The following is an 18,446-nucleotide window of genomic DNA, read 5'->3' on the forward strand; positions in this document are numbered from 1 at the left end:
ATTTTTGAGACTTTTACCCTTGCTCCGACGTGGCACATCGGGACATCCTGCCCTATTCTCCGGGAAAAGGATCCCCCTACATCCATTGTCGAGGCTTTATGACACAGTCGTACCGGATTGCTGAAGTCCACAATCAGCAACAAACGCTGATCGCCAGGGTTGAACAGGATGAGCGTACCGCCTATTTCTATCTATGGCCTGCCGAAGGGTTCCGCAGCCAGTTTGCGGTGCGCGGCTGCTGGTTGCGCAACCTGTTGCCTGCCCCTGCCAGCGAAGACCTCGCGTCGATGGAGCAGGGGATCCCGCCGTTACTTAGCGCTGAATACTGCCGCACCTTGCAGGCCGAACCGATGCTCGATCCTGCCGGGTTACAGATTATCTGGGAACCGGCCGATGACGGCGCGGCGCTGTGGTATCAGGGGCAATTACTGGCGGTGATCCCTGGCTGGAGCCTCTATCAAAACAAGCAGGTTAGCTTCTCTGCCGGCTGCATAAAAGAGAACCGGCTGACCGCGCCGTTAGGTTCGGCCTCCACCAACGATTACTACGCTCAGGCTGAAAAGCACCGCCATTTCTGGCGTGACTGGCATGACGGTCATCTGTGGGACCCGATGCAGCGCGAAATGATCGCCTGCTACGAAGCGCAGTACGGGGAATCCCTCAAGTATTACTCCATCGACCAGGGAAACTGGCCGCCGATGGCGATCTCACAACATTATCATCAGGGCAGCTGGTATTTCCTGACCCTGGGGATGAGCATCCGCCCGATGCCGTGGGTCGATTTTCTGTTTGAGGATCTGGCCGGGCAACACCGGCGCGTTGAGCTGGCGATGGCCATCGATGCTGAGGTCATGACCGAAGAAAACGCGGTACAGATGGCCAGCGCACTGGCCAGCTTCGCGCATTTCCCCTGGGCGCGTCTCAGCTGGTTGGGCGAAGGCCATACGCTGGAATCGTCGGTGGCACCGGTCGGCTTTGAAGGCTTCCTGATCTCAGGTGAACTGAGCGGCGAAGCAGGGCAGTTCAAATTGCCGAAACGCGACGGCGAGAAGGTCAACCTGCTGTGGACCACGCCGGTCACCACCGCTGAACGTGAACTGGCCGAAGCGGAAGAAAGCGGCGGCAACCAGCTGGTGGAAAGATTGCGTCAGGAAGGCTGTAACCACGTTTTCCGCCCCCGCCCGCAGGTGGTTGATTCACAGAATTAAATTCTGTCAGGCGATCCAACCGGAGCGCGTCAGCAAAACATTTGTCTGAAATGAGACCGATGTCACATCAAGTTTCCCTGTCAGCGGCCGTTAACCCGATCAGGCAATTGTGCCTGATTGAGTTGAGTGGGGCTCGTCATGTTGAAAACAACCCAGGCCAGATTTACCCTCCTGATCGTCGGCTTTTTTGCGTTACTGCTGTTGATCACGGTAGTGGTGATTAAAATGTTTGTTGCGCCCCAGCTCACGACCAATGAGAGTCGTCTGGTGCGTTATGAAGTGGAAACGATCGGTGCACGCATTACTGAGATGATGAACCGTATCCAGGCGCAACAGCGCAGCATCACGGAATCCGCTGCGGTGCTCGACAGCGCGGCTATCGACACCGTGTTACCGGCGTTAGTGAACCAGTATCAGGACGTTAACGTGTTTGGCGGCGGCATCTGGCCACTGCCAAAAATGCGTGATGCGGCGAAAGATAAGTTCAGTACGTTTTTTGCCCGTGACAGCAGCAACACCCTGCAGGTCAACACCTTCTGGAACTCCGCCGAAGCGCCAAATTACTATGAGCAGTCGTGGTATAAAGACGGCCTGGCGGCGGCCAAAGGCCAGTGTGCCTGGGCGAAAGCCTATCAGGATGCGGCCAGTCCTCAACCCCGTACCAACTGCGCGATGGGCATCTATCGCAGCGGCGCAGCCTGGGGCGTTGCCACCATCGACGTGACGCTGGGCTTCTTCAACCATCTGGCGAAAGAGATGGGCGATGCGGTGCAGGGCCAGGTGCTGATTGTCGAAGCTGACGGCAAGGTCGTTGGCGATGCCAGCCTGATCGACAGCACGCCAAAACTGCGTAACCTCAGTGAGCTGACCACGCCAATGGCGGCATCTCTGCGCACCGCGCTGGCATCGGCCGGCAGCGAAGCGTCGCAGAGCACCTATGACGGTGAAGACGGCAACCATACGCTGTTTGTGCAGCAGATCAGCGGCAGCCCGTGGTTTATCGCCAGCGACGTCCCGACGGCGTTACTGTCCAAACAGACCAACTCGATCATGACCCGTCTGGGCCTGGTGCAAATCCCGTTAGCGATCCTGCTGTTGCTGGTGCTACTGGGCTTTATCCGTACCATGATGAAACGTCTGTCCGGCCTGAATGACAACATTCTGGCGCTGTCGACCGGCGGCGCGGATTTGACGCAGCGCCTGCCAAACAGCAGCAGCCCGGAATTCAATGCGGTTGCCCAGAGCTTCAACAACTTTATTGAATACCTGCAGGGGCTGATCCGGCAGGTGGGTGAGAGCGCGATGGCGATCACCTCGGCGTCGAAAGAGATTGCCAGCGGCAACCTCGATCTGTCCGCCAGGACGGAAGAGCAGTCCAGCTCTATAGTGCAGACGGCGGCTTCGATGGAAGAGTTAACCGGCACCGTGCGTCAGAACGCCGATAACGCCACCCATGCTAACCAGCTGGCGGGCGATGCGTCTCGTGTTGCCGCGCGCGGTTCCAACGTGGTGAAACAGGTGGTGGTCACCATGGGCGAGATCAACACCTCTTCCCGTAAGGTGGTCGATATCATCAGCGTGATCGACAGCATTGCTTTCCAGACCAACATTCTGGCACTGAACGCGGCGGTCGAAGCGGCGCGTGCCGGTGAGCAGGGCCGTGGATTTGCGGTCGTCGCCTCAGAAGTGCGTAATCTGGCCCAGCGTTCAGCGAACTCTGCCCGTGAGATTAAGAAACTGATTGAAGAATCGGTGGCGAATATCGATCAGGGAAGTCAGCTGGTGCAGGAAGCCGGCAGCACCATGGATGAGCTGATGAACGGTGTCAGCAGCGTCACCACCTTAATGTCAGAAATCATGTCTGCCAGCCGCGAGCAGAGTATGGGCATTGACCAGGTGAACACCGCCATCACCCAACTGGACAGCACTACCCAGCAGAACGCCTCGCTGGTTGAGCAGGTTTCCGCCGCCGCCCAGGCGATGGAAGAGCAAAGCGTTCAGCTGGAATTAGTGGTCAGCAGCTTCAAGTTATAATCCTCCGTCCCGCCGCCAACAGGGCAGCTTTATGCTGCCCTGTCATAATTTCGCACGATTTCATGCAGCCGAAACGCCCTAAGCTGTGCCACAATGTGTGAGATTAGTCCTAAGGAGGGCGCATGTCTGCAATCGAAGTTATCCTGGTTGATCGTCACGATCGTCCCATCGGCAGGATGGAAAAGCTGGAGGTTCATCAGAAAGGTTTACTGCATCGCGCGGTAACCGTTTACGTGTTCAACTCCCGCCACCAACTGTTGCTGCAGCAGCGCGCCACGGGTAAATATCATTGCGGTGGCTTGTGGAGTAACACCACCTGCGGTCACCCGTTCCCCCAGGAATCAACGCAACATGCCGCAGAGCGCCGTCTGCGTGAAGAGATGGGCATGCGTCTGTCGCTGGATCCGGCGTTCGAGCTAAGCTACAACCTGCCAATGGGCAACGGCTTAACCGAACACGAATACGGCCACGTCTTTTTTGCCTTTAGCGATGAGCCGCCGCAGCCCAACCCGGAAGAAGCGGGAGGCTGGCGCTATGCTTCACTGAATGAAATCGAGCAGGAGATGCAACGCTACCCGGAACGCTTTACGCCGTGGTTCCTGCACACCTTTGCCCGCATTCCCCCGGCGTTTAAGCAGTTCACCGCGCAACAGCTTGCGGGCTGAACCTCAGCCCGCATCGGCAGTTATCCTCGCGCTTACTGCGCAAAATCCTCCGCATCCCCATCGTAACCTGACGGTTCCCAGCGAATCGCCAGCAGGGCGATCAGCCCGGCCAGCGGCGCCAGCGCAATAATCCAGAACACATTGGTACTGAATGCCGCCGACAGCAGCGGGAACAGGAACAGCGAGGCGGTAGAGCTGGCGCGCATCAGGGTCTGATTGAAGCCGACGCCCACGCCGCGTAACGAGGTGGGATAGCTGAGCGAGGCAAAGGTCATGGTATGGGAACCCGGACCAAATCCCTGACCCAACAGGAACAGCGCCAGCATGCCGATCGACACCGCCGCTTCCGCACCGTCGGCGGGACGGCCAACCAGCGCCAGGCCAATCAATGCGGCAAACTGAAAACTGTAGCCAAGGGTGGTCATCTTCCACGCGCCAAATCTGGGCACCAGCCGCACCGCCAGGATGCCGCCAACAAAGGCAAACAGCAGATTTAACGCCAGCGACACCAGAATGGTGGTCAGCATCGACTGGGCAAGGAAGCTGGAGAGGATCACCGGCAGGCCAAAGGCCACGGCGTTATAAGCAAAGGCGGAGGCAATCGCCGTCACGGTCGCCAGAATGGTACGACGCAGGTAAACCCCTTTCAGCAGTTCACCATAGTTGCGCCAGCTGGCCTTGCGGGTGGCTTTGGCCGGCGTCAGGTCCGCGTCTTCCGCCACATGGGCATTGATGCCGTAAGAGCTGCGCAGGATCGCCGCCGCACCCTTTAAATCCCCCTGATTGGCTGCCCACACCGGTGATTCGCTCATATAGCGGCTGCGGATGCAGATAATCAGAATCGCCGGTACCGCGCCGAAGCCCAGAATGATGCGCCACAGCAAGCCGGAATGGGCTTCTGGCAGCACGGAATAGAAGAACAGCACCAGCAGATAGGAAATCGAAATCGCCGCGTACCAGGTGGGGCACCACATCGCGATACTGGCGGCTTTGTTGCCGCGCCCCTTCAGCTTGGAAAACTCGGCGAGGAACGCCATCGCCACCGGCAAATCAATCCCGACCCCTAACCCCATCACAAAACGTGCGGCGGTGAGTACATACTCATTCGGTGCGAAGGCACAGGCCAGCGCGGCAAACACGAAGAAAAACATATCGGCCATAAACACCCGATAGCGGCCAATTTTATCGGTCAGATAGCCGCCGAGCAGCGCGCCGACAATGGCCCCAAATGCAATCGCCGACGCCACCATGCCCGCGCCGGTTGGCGACAGACCAAATTCTTTGGTGACATCCTTCATGCCAAAGGCCAGTGCGCCGAGGTCGTAAGCGTCGAGAAACACCCCGCCCAGCGCAATGCCGATCACGATACGGGCGTTACTGCGGGCCTGGGTACTGGTGTTGACCAGATGTGATACGTCAGCGGCGCGGCGGATAGTGAAGGCTTCCCCCGTCGGCGCACTCCCTGCAATGGCGACATGCGCCGAAGATGCTAAGTCAGTCATGATGTTAAGGTCTTTTATTTTAAGAATAAGCCCAGAGAATACTCCCGGGGATGACAGAGATAAATTCCTGCTGGTTATAAGTTACAACAAAATGCCCGTTGAAAAAGGGTGAGCGAAAGGGTTCTCTCTCTGAGAGGCGGCTCGGGGTTTTTAGCCGTCTGGCTTTCTCTGCTGATTTATTAGGCTACGCTTGTTACTAACCTTAAGGAAAGGAACAGAAAATGTCGCAAAGAACAGGGCGTACAGCCTTACTGGCACTGGCCGGATTACTGGCTCTGACCGCAACCGCGCAGGCGGCAGACCCGGTCAAAGTCGGTTCGAAAATTGATACCGAAGGATCGTTACTGGGCAATATCATCCTGCAGGTGCTGGATAAGCACGGGGTGAAAACGGTCAATAAGGTGCAGCTTGGCACCACCCAGGTGGTCAGAGGCGCGATCACCGCCGGCGAACTGGACATCTATCCTGAGTACACCGGCAACGGTGCCTTCTTCTTCAATGATGAAAAGGATCCTGCATGGAAAAATGCCAAAGCAGGCTACGAGAAGGTGAAGACGCTGGATCAAGAGAAAAACAAACTGACCTGGCTGACGCCGGCGCCGGCAAATAACACCTGGACGATTGCGGTACGCAGCGATCTGGCTGACAAGAATAAGCTGAAATCCCTCGACGATCTCAGCGCCTACCTGAAGAAGGGCGGTGAGTTCAAACTGGCGGCGTCGGCCGAGTTTATCGAACGCGCTGATGCGTTACCGGCGTTCCAGAAAGCCTATGGCTTCACCCTGAAACAGGATCAGCTGCTGTCTCTGGCCGGCGGTGATACTGCGGTGACCATCAAGGCGGCGGCGCAGCAGACCTCCGGCGTGAATGCGGCGATGGCTTATGGCACCGACGGTCCGGTCGCGGCGCTGGGACTGCAAACTCTGAGCGTTCCAAAAGGGGTGCAGCCAATCTATGCGCCAACGCCGGTGATCCGCGATGCGGTGCTGAAAGCCTATCCGCAGATTGGCGACTGGCTGAAACCGGTCTTTGCCTCGCTGGACGAGAAAACGCTGCAGGAACTGAACGCAAAAATTGCCGTAGAAGGGCAGGATGCGAAAACGGTGGCGGCGGACTATTTGCAGCAGAAAAAACTGTTGTAGGGTGAGCCCGGGCCGGACGCACCGGCCCGCAAGGTAGTGGGAAAATTTTGCGCCTCCAACTTCATAATCGGGTTTTGCTGACGCTGGCTGTGCTGCTGGCCGTTGCCGCAGCCAGCTTGCCCTTTCTGAATTACGCCCCTAACCGGCTGGTTTCCGGCCAGCCATTGCCGCTGCATCAGCTGTTGCAGGGCGTGCAATGGCTGCTGCCTGTGCCGGTCATTCTGTTGCTGCTGCTGGCTTTCCTGCCGGTTTCCCGTCGACATCTGGTACTGACGTTGCTGCTGAGCGAAGGGCTGTTTATCGCCCTGATCGCCTTTAGCGGCCATCAGGCGACGTCACTTTCCCAGCAGGGCAGTCCACTGGCCAGAACCTCGTGGGGCAGCGGCTTCTGGCTGAGCGGCGGGCTCTGTCTGCTTATTGCGGCGGATACGATTTCCCGCCTGACGCCGCAGGTCTTCTGGCGGCTGCTGTTGAATGGTCAAATCTGGCTACCGGTCATCGTTTTTTTACTGAACGGTCAGCTGGATCAGATGGCGCTGTTGAAGGAGTACGCCAACCGTCGGGAAGTGTTCGATCAGGCTTTCTCGCGCCATCTGCTGCTGCTGGTCGGCACCCTGATCCCGACGCTGGCCATCGGCATTCCGCTCGGCTGGTGGTGCGCCAAAAAAGCGGCGGTGCAGTCACCGGTGTTTGCCGTGCTGAATGTGATCCAGACCGTGCCTTCCGTGGCGTTGTTCGGCCTGCTGATTGCGCCGTTAGCCGGACTGGCCCGCGCCTTTCCCTGGTTATCCGAACTGGGGATCAGCGGGATTGGCATGGCGCCCGCGCTGATCGCCCTGGTGCTGTATGCACTGTTACCGCTGGTGCGCAGCGTGGTCGCCGGGTTGCAGCAGGTGCCGAAAGAGGTGATTGAAACCGCAGAAGGGATGGGCATGACCCGCAGTCAGATTTTCTGGCAGGCGGAAGTGCCGCTGGCGCTGCCGGTGCTGCTGACCGGCCTGCGGGTGATTGCGGTACAGACCGTCGGCATGGCGGTGATCGCCGCACTGATTGGCGCCGGGGGATTCGGGGCGATCATCTTCCAGGGCCTGCTCAGCAGCGCGCTGGAACTGGTGCTGCTGGGGGTGATCCCGGTGATCGCTATGGCCGTGGTTATCGATGCCCTGTTCAAATTTGTTCTTTCCGTTATTGAGGCGAAGCGCCAATGATCCACTTTAACCAGGTCAGCAAATACTTTGCCGGAAAAGCGGCGGTCAGCGAGTTAACCCTGAATATCGCCAAAGGCGAATTTACCGTGCTGATCGGCACGTCCGGCTCCGGCAAGTCCACCACGCTAAAGATGATCAACCGGCTGATCGAACACGATCGGGGCACCATTGAATTTGCCGGTGAGGAGATCCGCAGCTTCAATCCGCAGATCCTGCGCCGCCGGATGGGCTATGCCATCCAGTCCATTGGCCTGTTCCCGCACTGGACGGTGGAAAAGAATATCGCCACCGTGCCGGCGCTGCTGAACTGGTCAAAGCAGCGGATTGCCGAGCGCGTCACCGAATTGCTGGCGTTGCTCAATCTCGACGAGCAGTTTCGCCACCGTTTTCCGCACCAGCTTTCCGGCGGTCAGCAGCAACGCGTTGGCGTGGCCCGCGCGCTGGCGGCCGATCCCGAAGTGCTGCTGATGGATGAGCCGTTTGGCGCGCTGGATCCGGTTACGCGCGGCGCGTTACAGCAGGAAATCGCCCGTATTCACCAGATTTCTGGCCGCACCATTGTGCTGGTGACCCACGATATTGACGAAGCGCTGGCGCTGGCCGACCGACTGGTGTTGATGGACGGCGGCAAGGTGATCCAGCAGGGCACGCCGGTCGAATTGCTGACCCAGCCCGCCAACGACTTTGTGCGGGATTTCTTCGGGCGCAGCGAGCTGGGTATCCGCCTGCTGTCGCTGGGCAACGTTGGCGCGGCGGCGCGGCGCGGTGAATGGCTGGAAGAGGAGGCCATCCCGGAAGAGATGACCCTGCGTGAGGCACTGTCGCAGTTTATCGCGCGCCAGACCGACCGCCTGCCGGTGATCGACCGCCAGCAGAAACCGCTGGGCGTGCTGCACTTCGCCGATTTGCTGCGGCAGAGGAGGGAATAATATGCGCTGGACTCGGGATCCGTTGCTGTGGCTGATCGCGGTGTTTATCGCGCTGTTGGTGTTGCTGCCTTACAGCCAGCCGCTGTTCGCCAGCTGGTTTCCAGAACTCGACCGGCCGATGTACCGGCAGGACAGTTTCCTGCAGCTGGCGCTGGCGCATATCGAACTGGTGGCGGTTTCCAGCCTGTTTGCGGTGATCGTCGGCATGGGGGCCGGGATTTTTGTCACCCGTCCGGCGGGAAAAGAGTTTCGTTCGCTGATTGAAACGTTGGTGGCCGCAGGGCAAACCTTTCCGCCGGTGGCGGTGCTGGCGATTGCGGTGCCGATCATGGGGTTTGGCGAGAAGCCGGCGATTATTGCGCTGTTTCTTTATGGCCTGCTGCCGATCCTGCAGGGTACGCTGGCGGGCATTGGCGCGGTGCCGGCCAGTGCCCGCGAAATTGCGGAAGGCGTGGGCATGAGTTCGTGGCAGATTTTGCGTAAGGTCGAATTGCCGCTGGCAGCCAGCGTGATCGTGGCGGGGATCCGCACCTCGGTGATTATCAATATTGGCACGGCGGCGATTGCCTCAACCGTCGGCGCCAAAACATTAGGATCGCCGGTGATCATTGGACTCAGCGGGTTTAATACCGCCTATGTGATTCAGGGGGCCTGCCTGGTGGCGCTGCTGGCTATCGTCACCGACCGCCTGTTTGAGCGCCTGCAAAAACGCTTCAGGAACGGATAATCAGGGTATAACCGGTCAGCATCACGCCGCCAATGCCGCCGAGCGCCATTAACAGGAAGATGAAGATGACGCCAATTTTTTGCAAGTTCATGCCGGTGTGTCCATGGTGGTCTGCCGCTGAAAGAGGGCGAAGTATAACGCCATTCGCCCTCGCGGGTTAAGCCTTTGCTGTCATTTTATTGCCCGGCCGGCTGCTCTTTGTTGAAGAAAATGGTGACGCGCGCCACTTCAACGCCCAGCTTTTTCATCGACGTCACGTTCATCAGATGCGTGGCATCCTGCTGATAAATCCAGTCATCAAAGTTCAACTTGTAGCTGCTGCTATCGGTTTTGACCGTCATCGCGTATTGCCAGTTGAAGGCGTTACCCGCCGCATGGCCCTTGGCGGTGCCAATGATATCGCCCGCCGTGCCGACATAGCTGCCATCCTCCAGCTTGCGGATATGCCAGACGCGGTTCTGTTTTTCACCATCATCGTAAACAAACTGCTCGTTGAGGGTCAGCGTTGGCCCGACCACCGTGCCCTTGATGGTCACTTCAAAGCGGCGGATCTGCTTACCGCTGTAATCCTGCACCATGCCCCAGGCGCGGGACTGGCCGTTAAACCACTGGAAAATATCTATCTTCGGCTGGGCCTGCTGATAGTCTTCTATTTTCGCGCCGCAACCTGTCAGCAGCAGCGCACCAATTAACATCAGGGATTTCCACATCAGCTACCTCCGGTGAGTGCCCGACGAATGTCGGGATAGGTGGTTTTTTCTGAAAGCCAGATGGCCAGGAAGGCGTCGCGGAAAGCCGGGTCAAAAGGCTGCCCCAGCGGTTTGATTGGGGAAGCGATCCCCGGCGCCTGCCAGTAAAACTGTCCACCCTGTTGGCTGGCCTGAAAAGCCAGTCGGGTGCCGTCCGTGACGTCGGGCCACAGTCGGTTTAATGCGGCGATCCACGCCTGACGCTGGCTAAGGGTGCCAATGTTTTGCGCCTGCCACTGCTCTTCGGTGGCCTGAGTCAGATCCTGATGGCTGATGTCGCGGCGGTAGGTGATCACCAGCGCTAACGGCCACTGCTGCGGCGTAAACGTGCCCGCCGGTGTAAACAGCTGCGAATCGTAAACCGTAAACGGTCCCCAGGTCAGCGTGGCTTTCCCCACCGGCTGCCAGCGCTGCCAGTCGGTGGCCTGCGCCAGCGGCGAGAGTACCAGCAGCATCAGCAACAGCGATCTCATCTCTCACTCCTTTGCAGCAGCCTGCGGGTGAGCGGCAGATAAATCGCCCAGCCGATGGCCATCAGGCCAAAGACCTTTAATGGCGACGCGGTCAGTTCCATCCCGCCCAGCCGTTCACCGAGATAATAGGTGAACGGACCAACAACGGCGCCCAGCACCGCCAGCAACGGTCCGCTTAAGGCGTAGCGGTGCAGGCACAGCGGCCACCAGCAGGCATAGGCCAGCCATAACGACAGCATCCACAGCGGCACCCAGTGTGCGTCGGCGAAATGGAACAGATCCAGCCACAGCCACAGACTGCCCATGGCTAACCCCACCAGCGCCACCGCTAACACCCGCAGCCGGATGGCGGCATCGCTGGCCCACCAGGCCAGCAGCGCAATGACCACTAACGCGTAAACCGCGCGCTCGCGCATCCCGACAGCCAGCGCCCAGTAGAGGTCAAACCCGAGCGTCAGCAGCCAGAAGCGCAGGGTGCTCATGCCCGCTCCGCGGTGAGCTGAACGGTGCCGATGGTTTTCGCGCGGAAGCCTGCTTCGCAATAGCATAGATAGAACAGCCACATGCGGCGGAAGTGTTCGTCAAAACGGCCTTTTTCCAGCTGCGGCCAGGCGTGATCGAAACGGTGACGCCACTCCTGCAACGTGCGCGCGTAATCCAGCCCCATCTCAAACAGATCCAGGCTGACGAAATCCGTCAGCTCGTTCATGGTCTTTTGCAGCAGGTTGACCGACGGTAAAAAACCGCCGGGGAAAATATAGCGCTGGATGAAATCAACGCCCCGCGCATAGCTGTCGAAGCGTTCTTCGCTGATGGTGATTGCCTGCAAGGCCATGCGGCCGCCGGGTTTTACCAGCTGCTGACAGCGTTCGAAAAACAGCGGGATATAGTTTTTGCCCACCGCCTCAATCATTTCGATCGACACCAGCTTGTCGTACTGACCGGTCAGATTGCGGTAATCCTCTTTCAGCACCGTGACCCGATCGCTCAGCCCCGCCGCCTGAATGCGCTGGCAGCTGTAGTCGTACTGCTCCTGCGAAATGGTGGTGGTGGTCACCCGGCAGCCATACTCGCGTGCCGCGAACTCGGCCATCGCGCCCCAACCGGTGCCGATTTCCAGCAGGTGATCGTTGGGACCCAGCCCCAGCTTGACGCACAGACGGCGCATTTTTTCCTGCTGCGCCTGTTCCAGCGTCATCTCCGGCTGCTTGTAGCAGGCACTCGAATAGAGCATCGCCCGGTCGAGAAACGCGGTGTAGAAATCGTTGCCCAGGTCATAATGGGCGGCGATATTGCGCTTCGCCTGTTTCACGCTGTTGCGGCGAAACGCATGGCGCATCCTGTTCAGCGGCGACGACATCCAGCTCAGCCGCGACTCCAGCTTATCCAGCACCGGCATATTGGTGGCCAGCGTCAGGATCACCGCCGTTAAATCCGGCGTATCCCAGTCACCGTCCATATAGGTTTCTGCTGCGGCAATGCTGCCGCCAAACAACACCCGACGGTAAGCGCTGGAGTGATGGACCACCACTTCGGCCTGGATCGCCGCCTGGCTGTCGCCAAAGAAATGGGTGCCGAGGTGCGGATCGTGCAGACGCAGACCCGCCCCTTGCAGATGTTGCAACAGAGAAAAAATCAGCCGTCGTGAGGTGGACAAACGTTTGCCCGCTTTACCGCGACGGGTCAGGGTCAGTTCCGGTATACACATCCGCTATTTCTCCGACTTGGGGTGGTCATAGATCGGCGCGCCTTTGCGCCACAACTTCCAGGCCTGCCAGTAAATGGCCAGTCCGGTTCTCAGGGTGATCAGCGGAAACCGCCACAGATGGTGGCGCAAGGTCTTGCGGGTCAGCGGCTGATGACGCAGGTGCAGCGTGGCATCAAATTCGCGACCGGCCCGGTGATTCTCAATGTGCACCGACAACGATTTGCCGGGCGCGGAAAGCCGCCAGTGATAGACCATATCCATCGGGTTAAACGGCGAAACGTGAAACGCTTTCTGCGTGGTTTCGCTGCCGTCTGGCTTCACTGCATAGGTATGGCGTTCGTTCCACGGCGTATTGCGCACTTCGGCCAGCATCCAGCGCAGGCTGTCGGCGTCATCGTAGAGGTAGTAAAAATTTACCGGGTTAAACGCGCTGCCGAGATAGCGCAACTGGGTCAGTAACATCACCCGGCCGTTGAGCTGCTCGCCGGTCAGTTCGGCAATCCGCGTTTGCGCCCGCTGCTTAATGTCGCCGCCGCCAAGATAATCCTCCTGGCAAAAAGAGGCCCAGGAAAACTTGCCGGGTCGGATGCCGACGCTGCGAAGCAGTGGCAGCTCATCAAGGTCAATGAGCGGCATAAAAATGCGGTAGCTGAACTGATGATCCACCGGGGTGAAACGCCGGTGACGCACGTGGCCGCTGTACAGGGCGCTGTTCATAGCAATCCCGCCTGTTCCATGCCGGCCACCACATCCAGCCCGCTGCGAATGCCGTCTTCATGGAAGCCGTTATAGCTCCATGCGCCGCAGAACCAGCTGCGGTTACAGCCATTCAGCCGCAGCCGTTCGGTCTGGGTGATCAGGCTTTGCAGGCTGAACTGCGGATGATGGTAGCTATAGCGACCCAGCACTTTGGCCGGATCGATCGGTTGTGTGGCATTCAGCGAGACACAAAAGGTCTCGGATGACTTGATGCCCTGCAAAATGTTCATGTTGTAGGTGACGCTGGCGCCCAACAGCTCGTCGCCGGCCTGCGTATCATCCAGACGGTAGTTCCAGCTGGCCCAGGCGCGGCGGTTTTCCGGCAGCAGCGACGTATCGGTATGCAGGATCACTTCGTTGGCGCTGTAAGGCACGCCCAGCAGCATCTCGCGTTCTTCTGCGGTGGCATCGGCCAGCAGGTTCAGCGTCTGGTCACTGTGGCAGGCGAAAATCACCTGGTCATAGCGCTCCTCACCGCGCGCGCTGTGCAGAGTCACACCCTGTGGATGACGCACCGCTTTCAGCACCGGTGTGGCAAGATGTACGGTGAGCTTGTCGCCCACCAGCGCGATCAGCCGGCGGATATATTCTCTGGACCCGCCTGGCACCACATACCACTGCGGGCGCTGGCTCAAATCCAGCAGGCCGTGATGGTTAAAGAAGTGCAGAAACAGCGACAGCGGCATCTGGCGGATCTCAGCCAGTGACGTTGACCAAATCGCCGCGCCCATGGGCAGAATGTAGTGCTGGGCGAAGAACTGGCTGAAGCCCTCTTGCTGCAAAAAATCATCCAGCGTTCCCTGCTCCGACTGATGTTCCAGCCAGGCCTTGCCGCGTTTATTGAAACGCACGATTTCCATCAGGAAACGCCAGAAGCTCGGCTTTAACAGGTTGCTGCGTTGAGCAAACAGCGTGCTCAGCGTATGGCCGTTGTACTCCAGGCCGCTGCGATTGTTGCGCACCGAGAAGCTCATTTCGGTCGGCCTGCTTTCCAGCCCCAGCTCGGCGATCAGCGACAGAAAACGCGGATAGGTCCGATCGTTGTAAACGATAAAACCGGTATCAATCGCCCAGCGTTTGCCCGCCAGTTCCACGTCAACCGTCGCGGTATGGCCGCCCAGCGTGTCGCCGGCCTCATACAGATGCACTTCTGCTTTGTTTGCCAGCTTCCATGCACAGCTGAGCCCGGAAATCCCACTGCCTACAATCGCAATTCTCAAAGATTACCTCGCTATCTGTTGGGTAAGCAGACGCTGTAGCGATACCGGCAGACGGGAGGTCATGCGCAGAATAAAGGAGAGCAGGCGCGGGAAGGAGATCTCCGCTTTGCCTTTCGCCAGGCCTTCACGAATGCAGCGCGAAGCCTGATTGACGTTGATGATCATCGGCATCGGAAAATCGTTTCGCTCGGTCAGGGGAGTATCGACAAAACCGGGCTGCACCAGGCTGATGGCGATTTGCTGACGCTTCAGATCCTGGGCCAGGCTGCGGGCGAAGTAGGCCAGCGCGGCTTTGGAGGCACCATAGGCTTCGGCCCGAGGCATCGGCACCAGGCTGGCGGTCGACCCGACCAGCGCCACCCGGCTGCCGGGGGCCAGCTGCGGCAGCAGCACGTCCAGACAGTTCACCGGACCGTTGAAATTGGTGCTCATCACCCGATGGACTTTCTCCGCTTCCACCACGCCGTGATTAAGGTATTCACAGGTGCCGGCACAGAGGATCACCAGGCTGGCACTTTTACCCAGCAGCGCCTGGCGGGTCTCATTCAGATCGGTGATATCAAACACGCACAGCACGATGTCGCTGTGGTGTTCCCGCAGCGTTTCCAGCTTGGCGCGATTTCTGCCGCACGCGGTAACGTGCCAGCCGTCGGCGGCATAATCGAGCGCCAGTTGGTAACCAATTCCGGAGCTTGCGCCGGTAATTAACACCCGTTTCATGGTTGTAACCTCTTTTTAAGCTGCCTGATTACCGATCCCAGCACGGGGATCTTTTCGTACAGCATGGCGCCCATGTCGTAGTAATCGCGCTGAAAACTGATCTTATCGTCGCGGAACTGGATGTAGCTGCTGCCCTCCAGCGTCTGCTCCGCGCCGCCTTGCAGCGAAGGGTGCGCATAGAACATTCGCCAGATAAGCAGGGCGTTATTGTCAAAATGGTGAGTCTGCGAGACGTCAAACCGGCAGTAGCGCAGGTTTTTCAGCAGTGAAGAAAAGTAGTCCGAGACCACCGGCAGCCCGCGATGTTCACCGACCGGGTCTGCCAGGCAGATATCAGAGTGGTAAATGTCGGCCAGTTGGTTGAGCTTGCTGGCCTCCAGCGTCTGGTAAAACGCCACCAGTCTGGCCAGCGTTTCCTGCTGTGTCATATGCCACTCCTCAGCCTCAGCTGTTGATATAGGTGATTAAGAACCCCTGTTCGTGCCAGTGCGTCAGCTGTTCCTGCTGTCGGCGGGTGAGGGGTTTACCGGTGAACACAAAGATTTTTTGGCCCGGAAACAGTTCAGGGCGCGGCATCTCAAGGGGTTCAGCCAGCACATCGATTCGCCAACCCTGCTGCGACAGCCGCCATGCTTCTAACCAGAGTCGGGTGCGGTCTTCATTGGCCCAACCCATCAGCAACGCGTCCTTGCCAGGTTTCTTACGCGAACCGGTTAAACAGAAGGCGACATAATCAATTAAAGCACCATCCAGCAAACTGCACATGGTCCTGGCGGTATTTTGATCCAGCCCCAGCCGCTGTCTGATTGGGATGAAAACGTGGTCAATCAATACATCTGCCGGATTTTCACGACCGGTTGCCGCAATTTTAGCGCGAAGTTTTGCCGGCCTGACATGACGGAGGACCGCCATCATTTCTTCCTGCAGTGTGACCCATCCATCATGGACGTTAACGTTTTCGCCTTCTAACAGCGCCTTGACCTTGCCGACAGGGACGCCACTTTGCACCCAGCGTTTAATCTCTTCGATGCGAAGAATATCTTCGTCATCAAACTGGCGGTGACCGCCTTCGGTCCGCTGGGGTTTTAATAAGCCGTAGCGACGCTGCCATGCCCGTAGCGTGACGGGATTGATACCGCAGCGGACTGCGACGTCACCAATACTGTACAATGCCATTCATTTCCTCAGGATCTGCCCACTCCACCTAACCGTAGCGAACTCTCCATTGCTGTACAACTATTATTTTTCTGTACAAGTTGAAGTTCACACTAAATCCCTGTAGATCTCAATTTAGAGAAACTTTCCCTTTTATGAGATTTTTATGGAACCTCTTGCCAATACCGACCGACGTCTGGCCAAGCGGCTGGCGGATTTACGTCTGGAAAAAGGCTGGTCGCTGGAAACCCTGGCTGAGCTGACCGGCATCAGCCGGGCCTCTCTGTCGCGCATTGAGCGGGGCGAAACCAGCCCAACCGCCGCCCTGATGAACCGCCTGTGCATTGCCTACGGGCTGACTATGTCGCGTCTGCTGAGTGAGGTTGAAGAGCAGGGACCGCAGCTTCTGCGCGCGGCCGCGCAGATCGTCTGGCAGGACCGCGAAAATGGCTATCACCGGCGCAGCGTTTCACCGCCGGCCACCGCTTTTCACGCTGAGCTGGTGGAAGGGCGTTTGCAGAGCGGGGCGCTGATTGAATATGACGCGCCGCCCGTAGAAGGCATTGAACAACATATCTGGATGCTCGCCGGCGTGCTGGAGTTCAGCATGAACGACGAGCAGTGGCGGCTGGAAGCCGGTGATTGCCTGCGCTTTCACCTGTTTGGCCGCTCCTCCTTCCACGCGCCGGAGGCCGAAGGTGCGCATTACGCGTTGGTGGTGTGTCGTCCATGAATGAAATTCAGTATCAGCTTCTCAGTGCAGAACAGGCAGCCAGTGAACAGGACGCGTTGTACAACGTTCTGCACGGCTGTGTGGCAGAAGGCGCCAGCATTGGTTTTATCTCGCTGGATCCGCAGCCCATGCTCACTTTCTGGCAGGGCGTGGTGACCAGCCTGGCCAGTGGCGATAAACGGTTAATCGTGGCCCGCCAGCAGGGCGAGATCGTGGCGACGGTGATAGTGGTGTTGGGCATGATGCCTAACGGCCAGCATCGCGCGGAAATCGCCAAGCTGCTGGTCCATCCCAAAGCCAGACGGCAGGGCATCGCCCGCGAATTACTGCATCAGGCGGAGAAACGGGCTGAGCAGGAGGGAAGAACCTTGCTGGTGCTGGATACCCGCAGCGGCGATGTGGCAGAGCAACTGTATCTGGCGCAGGGCTGGCAGATAAGCGGTCAGATCCCGCATTACGCGCTCTCCACCGAAGGGGTGTTTGATGCCACCACGGTGATGTTTAAGCGGGTGGGCTGAAAAAAAAGCCAAGGGTGCGCATCATGATGGTGCAGGCGCTCAGGCTATTCCCAGCGAATCCATAAACAGTTTAATAATCTGATTTATCTTGCGGCCTTTTTTTATTATCAGACAGAAGGGCGTATGCACCTGCAACGCATCCGGGCCGACGGCGCGGATGCTATTCTCCTGCACATATCGCGCGGCGTAATGCGTCGGTAAATAACCAATAAAATGCCCGGTGAGGATCAGCATCGCCACCGCTTCAACCTGTACCGCCTGAATGTTGCTCTCATTAAAGGCAAACAGCTTATTGCCGTGGCGATGTGTGACATAGGTATGATTAATGATCTTTTGTTGTTTTAATAATTCAAGGGTAATGTCGGCATCCGCCATTGAAAATAACGCATGCTCACTGCTGCAATATAATGCCGAGGTTTCGCTGTAGGCAGAATAATAATCGAAGTCACTCTTCTCATCATAAACCGGCGCAATAGCACAATTAAAACGGCCCTCATTTAATCCTTTTTCAATATCATCCAGATGCGCGGTTTGCAGCCGGATGTTTACTTTTGGTGCAGCAATATGCAGTCGCTGCACGGCTTTGGTGACCGGCGAATGCGGGTCAGAAATGGTGTTATCGACCACGGTAATACTCAGGTCGCCCAGCAGTTCATTGCGGCTGTTATGCAGCCTGTCGCGGAAGGTATTCAGCGACGAAAACAGCTCCAGCGTGGCCTGATAAACGGTAATGCCGTACTCCGTCAGCTCAAAGCCTTCCCGCCCACGGCTGCACAGAGTCATCCCTAAACGGATCTCCAAATCCGACACCTGTTTACTGATTGCCGCCAGACCAATATTCAGTTCATGACTGGCAGAGGTCAGCCCGCCGGCTTCCACGACACATTTAAATACACGCAATAACTTCAGGTCGACATTGTTAATGGTTATCGATGAATTATCGCTGCGCGGATAATTCATGTTTCCCGCATTGGAAACCTTACTTTCCATAATAAC

At 57.9% G+C, this 18,446-nt stretch carries 21 protein-coding genes; 9 read left to right on the top strand and 12 right to left on the bottom strand.

The genetic code is table 11. From position 1 onward, the window contains the following. Positions 1-98 precede the first annotated feature (98 nt). From E2F51_RS14205 to idi, 3 genes are all read left to right on the top strand, one after another. Positions 99-1,208 (top strand): suppressor of fused domain protein, encoded by a 1,110-nt coding sequence (locus E2F51_RS14205; protein WP_013201404.1) that lies wholly within the window; start codon positions 99-101, stop codon positions 1,206-1,208. Between the two features lie 138 nt (positions 1,209-1,346). After that, positions 1,347-3,242, top strand: coding sequence for a methyl-accepting chemotaxis protein (locus E2F51_RS14210; protein ID WP_134823759.1), 1,896 nt, complete (start codon positions 1,347-1,349; stop codon positions 3,240-3,242). A 122-nt stretch (positions 3,243-3,364) separates the two neighbouring features. Continuing rightward, positions 3,365-3,907, top strand: a complete 543-nt coding sequence (gene idi, locus E2F51_RS14215) for an isopentenyl-diphosphate Delta-isomerase (RefSeq protein WP_013201406.1) — start codon at positions 3,365-3,367, stop codon at positions 3,905-3,907. Between the two features lie 32 nt (positions 3,908-3,939). On the opposite strand, the gene E2F51_RS14220 is transcribed toward idi, so the two are convergent. Further along, a complete protein-coding gene (locus tag E2F51_RS14220; protein ID WP_134823760.1) occupies positions 3,940-5,409 on the bottom strand; it encodes an MFS transporter in 1,470 nt (489 codons plus the stop codon). A gap of 221 nt (positions 5,410-5,630) precedes the next feature. On the opposite strand from E2F51_RS14220, the gene E2F51_RS14225 reads away from it, so the two are divergent. Genes E2F51_RS14225 through E2F51_RS14240 form a run of 4 tightly spaced genes read left to right on the top strand, consistent with a single transcriptional unit; the run spans position 5,631 to position 9,415 of the window. After that, positions 5,631-6,551, top strand: coding sequence for an ABC transporter substrate-binding protein (locus E2F51_RS14225; protein WP_134823761.1), 921 nt, complete (start codon positions 5,631-5,633; stop codon positions 6,549-6,551). Positions 6,552-6,598: 47 nt separating this feature from the next. Continuing rightward, the gene (locus E2F51_RS14230; RefSeq protein WP_134823762.1) at positions 6,599-7,759 is read left to right on the top strand and encodes an ABC transporter permease; all 1,161 of its coding nucleotides are present in this window, start codon (positions 6,599-6,601) and stop codon (positions 7,757-7,759) included. Then, the gene (locus E2F51_RS14235) at positions 7,756-8,688 is read left to right on the top strand and encodes an ABC transporter ATP-binding protein (protein WP_013201410.1); all 933 of its coding nucleotides are present in this window, start codon (positions 7,756-7,758) and stop codon (positions 8,686-8,688) included. The genes E2F51_RS14230 and E2F51_RS14235 overlap by 4 nt, the downstream gene beginning before the upstream one ends. A 1-nt stretch (position 8,689) precedes the next feature. Next, positions 8,690-9,415 carry an ABC transporter permease gene (locus tag E2F51_RS14240; RefSeq protein WP_013201411.1) on the top strand — a complete coding sequence of 242 codons (726 nt, stop codon included), beginning with the start codon at positions 8,690-8,692 and terminating at the stop codon, positions 9,413-9,415. On the opposite strand, the gene E2F51_RS14245 is transcribed toward E2F51_RS14240, so the two are convergent. The 10 genes from E2F51_RS14245 to E2F51_RS14290 form a co-directional block, all read right to left on the bottom strand. After that, positions 9,402-9,506: a protein YohO gene (locus tag E2F51_RS14245; protein WP_041691950.1), complete on the bottom strand. Its 105-nt coding sequence runs from the start codon at positions 9,504-9,506 to the stop codon at positions 9,402-9,404. The genes E2F51_RS14240 and E2F51_RS14245 overlap by 14 nt on opposite strands. A gap of 85 nt (positions 9,507-9,591) precedes the next feature. Then, entirely contained in the window at positions 9,592-10,125 is a 534-nt protein-coding gene (locus E2F51_RS14250) for a DUF3833 domain-containing protein (RefSeq protein WP_134823763.1), read from the bottom strand. Next, positions 10,125-10,637 (bottom strand): hypothetical protein, encoded by a 513-nt coding sequence (locus E2F51_RS14255; protein WP_134823764.1) that lies wholly within the window; start codon positions 10,635-10,637, stop codon positions 10,125-10,127. The genes E2F51_RS14250 and E2F51_RS14255 overlap by 1 nt, the downstream gene beginning before the upstream one ends. Beyond that, positions 10,634-11,119: a DUF2878 domain-containing protein gene (locus E2F51_RS14260; RefSeq protein ID WP_134823765.1), complete on the bottom strand. Its 486-nt coding sequence runs from the start codon at positions 11,117-11,119 to the stop codon at positions 10,634-10,636. Before E2F51_RS14260 ends, E2F51_RS14255 begins: the two co-directional genes overlap by 4 nt. After that, positions 11,116-12,345, bottom strand: coding sequence for a cyclopropane-fatty-acyl-phospholipid synthase family protein (locus tag E2F51_RS14265; protein ID WP_013201415.1), 1,230 nt, complete (start codon positions 12,343-12,345; stop codon positions 11,116-11,118). Before E2F51_RS14265 ends, E2F51_RS14260 begins: the two co-directional genes overlap by 4 nt. A 3-nt stretch (positions 12,346-12,348) precedes the next feature. Beyond that, a complete protein-coding gene (locus E2F51_RS14270) occupies positions 12,349-13,062 on the bottom strand; it encodes a DUF1365 domain-containing protein (RefSeq protein WP_013201416.1) in 714 nt (237 codons plus the stop codon). Next, on the bottom strand, positions 13,059-14,324 hold the full coding sequence (locus tag E2F51_RS14275; RefSeq protein WP_134823766.1) for an NAD(P)/FAD-dependent oxidoreductase: 1,266 nt from the start codon (positions 14,322-14,324) through the stop codon (positions 13,059-13,061). Before E2F51_RS14275 ends, E2F51_RS14270 begins: the two co-directional genes overlap by 4 nt. A gap of 3 nt (positions 14,325-14,327) precedes the next feature. After that, the gene (locus E2F51_RS14280) at positions 14,328-15,044 is read right to left on the bottom strand and encodes an SDR family NAD(P)-dependent oxidoreductase (protein ID WP_013201418.1); all 717 of its coding nucleotides are present in this window, start codon (positions 15,042-15,044) and stop codon (positions 14,328-14,330) included. Beyond that, positions 15,041-15,472, bottom strand: a complete 432-nt coding sequence (locus tag E2F51_RS14285) for a nuclear transport factor 2 family protein (RefSeq protein ID WP_013201419.1) — start codon at positions 15,470-15,472, stop codon at positions 15,041-15,043. The genes E2F51_RS14280 and E2F51_RS14285 overlap by 4 nt, the downstream gene beginning before the upstream one ends. Before the next feature lie 16 nt (positions 15,473-15,488). Further along, the gene (locus E2F51_RS14290) at positions 15,489-16,220 is read right to left on the bottom strand and encodes a MerR family transcriptional regulator (protein ID WP_013201420.1); all 732 of its coding nucleotides are present in this window, start codon (positions 16,218-16,220) and stop codon (positions 15,489-15,491) included. 145 nt (positions 16,221-16,365) lie between these two features. On the opposite strand from E2F51_RS14290, the gene E2F51_RS14295 reads away from it, so the two are divergent. Further along, positions 16,366-16,932 (top strand): helix-turn-helix domain-containing protein, encoded by a 567-nt coding sequence (locus E2F51_RS14295; RefSeq protein WP_134823767.1) that lies wholly within the window; start codon positions 16,366-16,368, stop codon positions 16,930-16,932. Further along, on the top strand, positions 16,929-17,450 hold the full coding sequence (locus E2F51_RS14300; RefSeq protein ID WP_134823768.1) for a GNAT family N-acetyltransferase: 522 nt from the start codon (positions 16,929-16,931) through the stop codon (positions 17,448-17,450). The genes E2F51_RS14295 and E2F51_RS14300 overlap by 4 nt, the downstream gene beginning before the upstream one ends. A gap of 39 nt (positions 17,451-17,489) precedes the next feature. On the opposite strand, the gene E2F51_RS14305 is transcribed toward E2F51_RS14300, so the two are convergent. Continuing rightward, positions 17,490-18,440: a LysR family transcriptional regulator gene (locus tag E2F51_RS14305; protein WP_013201423.1), complete on the bottom strand. Its 951-nt coding sequence runs from the start codon at positions 18,438-18,440 to the stop codon at positions 17,490-17,492. Positions 18,441-18,446 lie beyond the last annotated feature (6 nt).

The organism is Erwinia sp. QL-Z3 (assembly GCF_004551645.1).
In the GTDB taxonomy this organism is placed as follows: Bacteria; Pseudomonadota; Gammaproteobacteria; order Enterobacterales; family Enterobacteriaceae; genus Erwinia; species Erwinia billingiae.

What these genes read in the sequence shown, in the direction of transcription:
- E2F51_RS14205 (WP_013201404.1), top strand. Translation starts at nt 99, where the DNA reads ATGACACAGTCGTACCGGATTGCTGAAGTCCACAATCAGCAACAAACG.
- E2F51_RS14210 (WP_134823759.1), top strand. Translation starts at nt 1,347, where the DNA reads ATGTTGAAAACAACCCAGGCCAGATTTACCCTCCTGATCGTCGGCTTT.
- idi (WP_013201406.1), top strand. Translation starts at nt 3,365, where the DNA reads ATGTCTGCAATCGAAGTTATCCTGGTTGATCGTCACGATCGTCCCATC.
- E2F51_RS14220 (WP_134823760.1), bottom strand. Translation starts at nt 5,409, where the DNA reads ATGACTGACTTAGCATCTTCGGCGCATGTCGCCATTGCAGGGAGTGCG.
- E2F51_RS14225 (WP_134823761.1), top strand. Translation starts at nt 5,631, where the DNA reads ATGTCGCAAAGAACAGGGCGTACAGCCTTACTGGCACTGGCCGGATTA.
- E2F51_RS14235 (WP_013201410.1), top strand. Translation starts at nt 7,756, where the DNA reads ATGATCCACTTTAACCAGGTCAGCAAATACTTTGCCGGAAAAGCGGCG.
- E2F51_RS14240 (WP_013201411.1), top strand. Translation starts at nt 8,690, where the DNA reads ATGCGCTGGACTCGGGATCCGTTGCTGTGGCTGATCGCGGTGTTTATC.
- E2F51_RS14245 (WP_041691950.1), bottom strand. Translation starts at nt 9,506, where the DNA reads ATGAACTTGCAAAAAATTGGCGTCATCTTCATCTTCCTGTTAATGGCG.
- E2F51_RS14250 (WP_134823763.1), bottom strand. Translation starts at nt 10,125, where the DNA reads ATGTGGAAATCCCTGATGTTAATTGGTGCGCTGCTGCTGACAGGTTGC.
- E2F51_RS14255 (WP_134823764.1), bottom strand. Translation starts at nt 10,637, where the DNA reads ATGAGATCGCTGTTGCTGATGCTGCTGGTACTCTCGCCGCTGGCGCAG.
- E2F51_RS14260 (WP_134823765.1), bottom strand. Translation starts at nt 11,119, where the DNA reads ATGAGCACCCTGCGCTTCTGGCTGCTGACGCTCGGGTTTGACCTCTAC.
- E2F51_RS14265 (WP_013201415.1), bottom strand. Translation starts at nt 12,345, where the DNA reads ATGTGTATACCGGAACTGACCCTGACCCGTCGCGGTAAAGCGGGCAAA.
- E2F51_RS14270 (WP_013201416.1), bottom strand. Translation starts at nt 13,062, where the DNA reads ATGAACAGCGCCCTGTACAGCGGCCACGTGCGTCACCGGCGTTTCACC.
- E2F51_RS14280 (WP_013201418.1), bottom strand. Translation starts at nt 15,044, where the DNA reads ATGAAACGGGTGTTAATTACCGGCGCAAGCTCCGGAATTGGTTACCAA.
- E2F51_RS14285 (WP_013201419.1), bottom strand. Translation starts at nt 15,472, where the DNA reads ATGACACAGCAGGAAACGCTGGCCAGACTGGTGGCGTTTTACCAGACG.
- E2F51_RS14290 (WP_013201420.1), bottom strand. Translation starts at nt 16,220, where the DNA reads ATGGCATTGTACAGTATTGGTGACGTCGCAGTCCGCTGCGGTATCAAT.
- E2F51_RS14295 (WP_134823767.1), top strand. Translation starts at nt 16,366, where the DNA reads ATGGAACCTCTTGCCAATACCGACCGACGTCTGGCCAAGCGGCTGGCG.
- E2F51_RS14300 (WP_134823768.1), top strand. Translation starts at nt 16,929, where the DNA reads ATGAATGAAATTCAGTATCAGCTTCTCAGTGCAGAACAGGCAGCCAGT.
- E2F51_RS14305 (WP_013201423.1), bottom strand. Translation starts at nt 18,440, where the DNA reads ATGGAAAGTAAGGTTTCCAATGCGGGAAACATGAATTATCCGCGCAGC.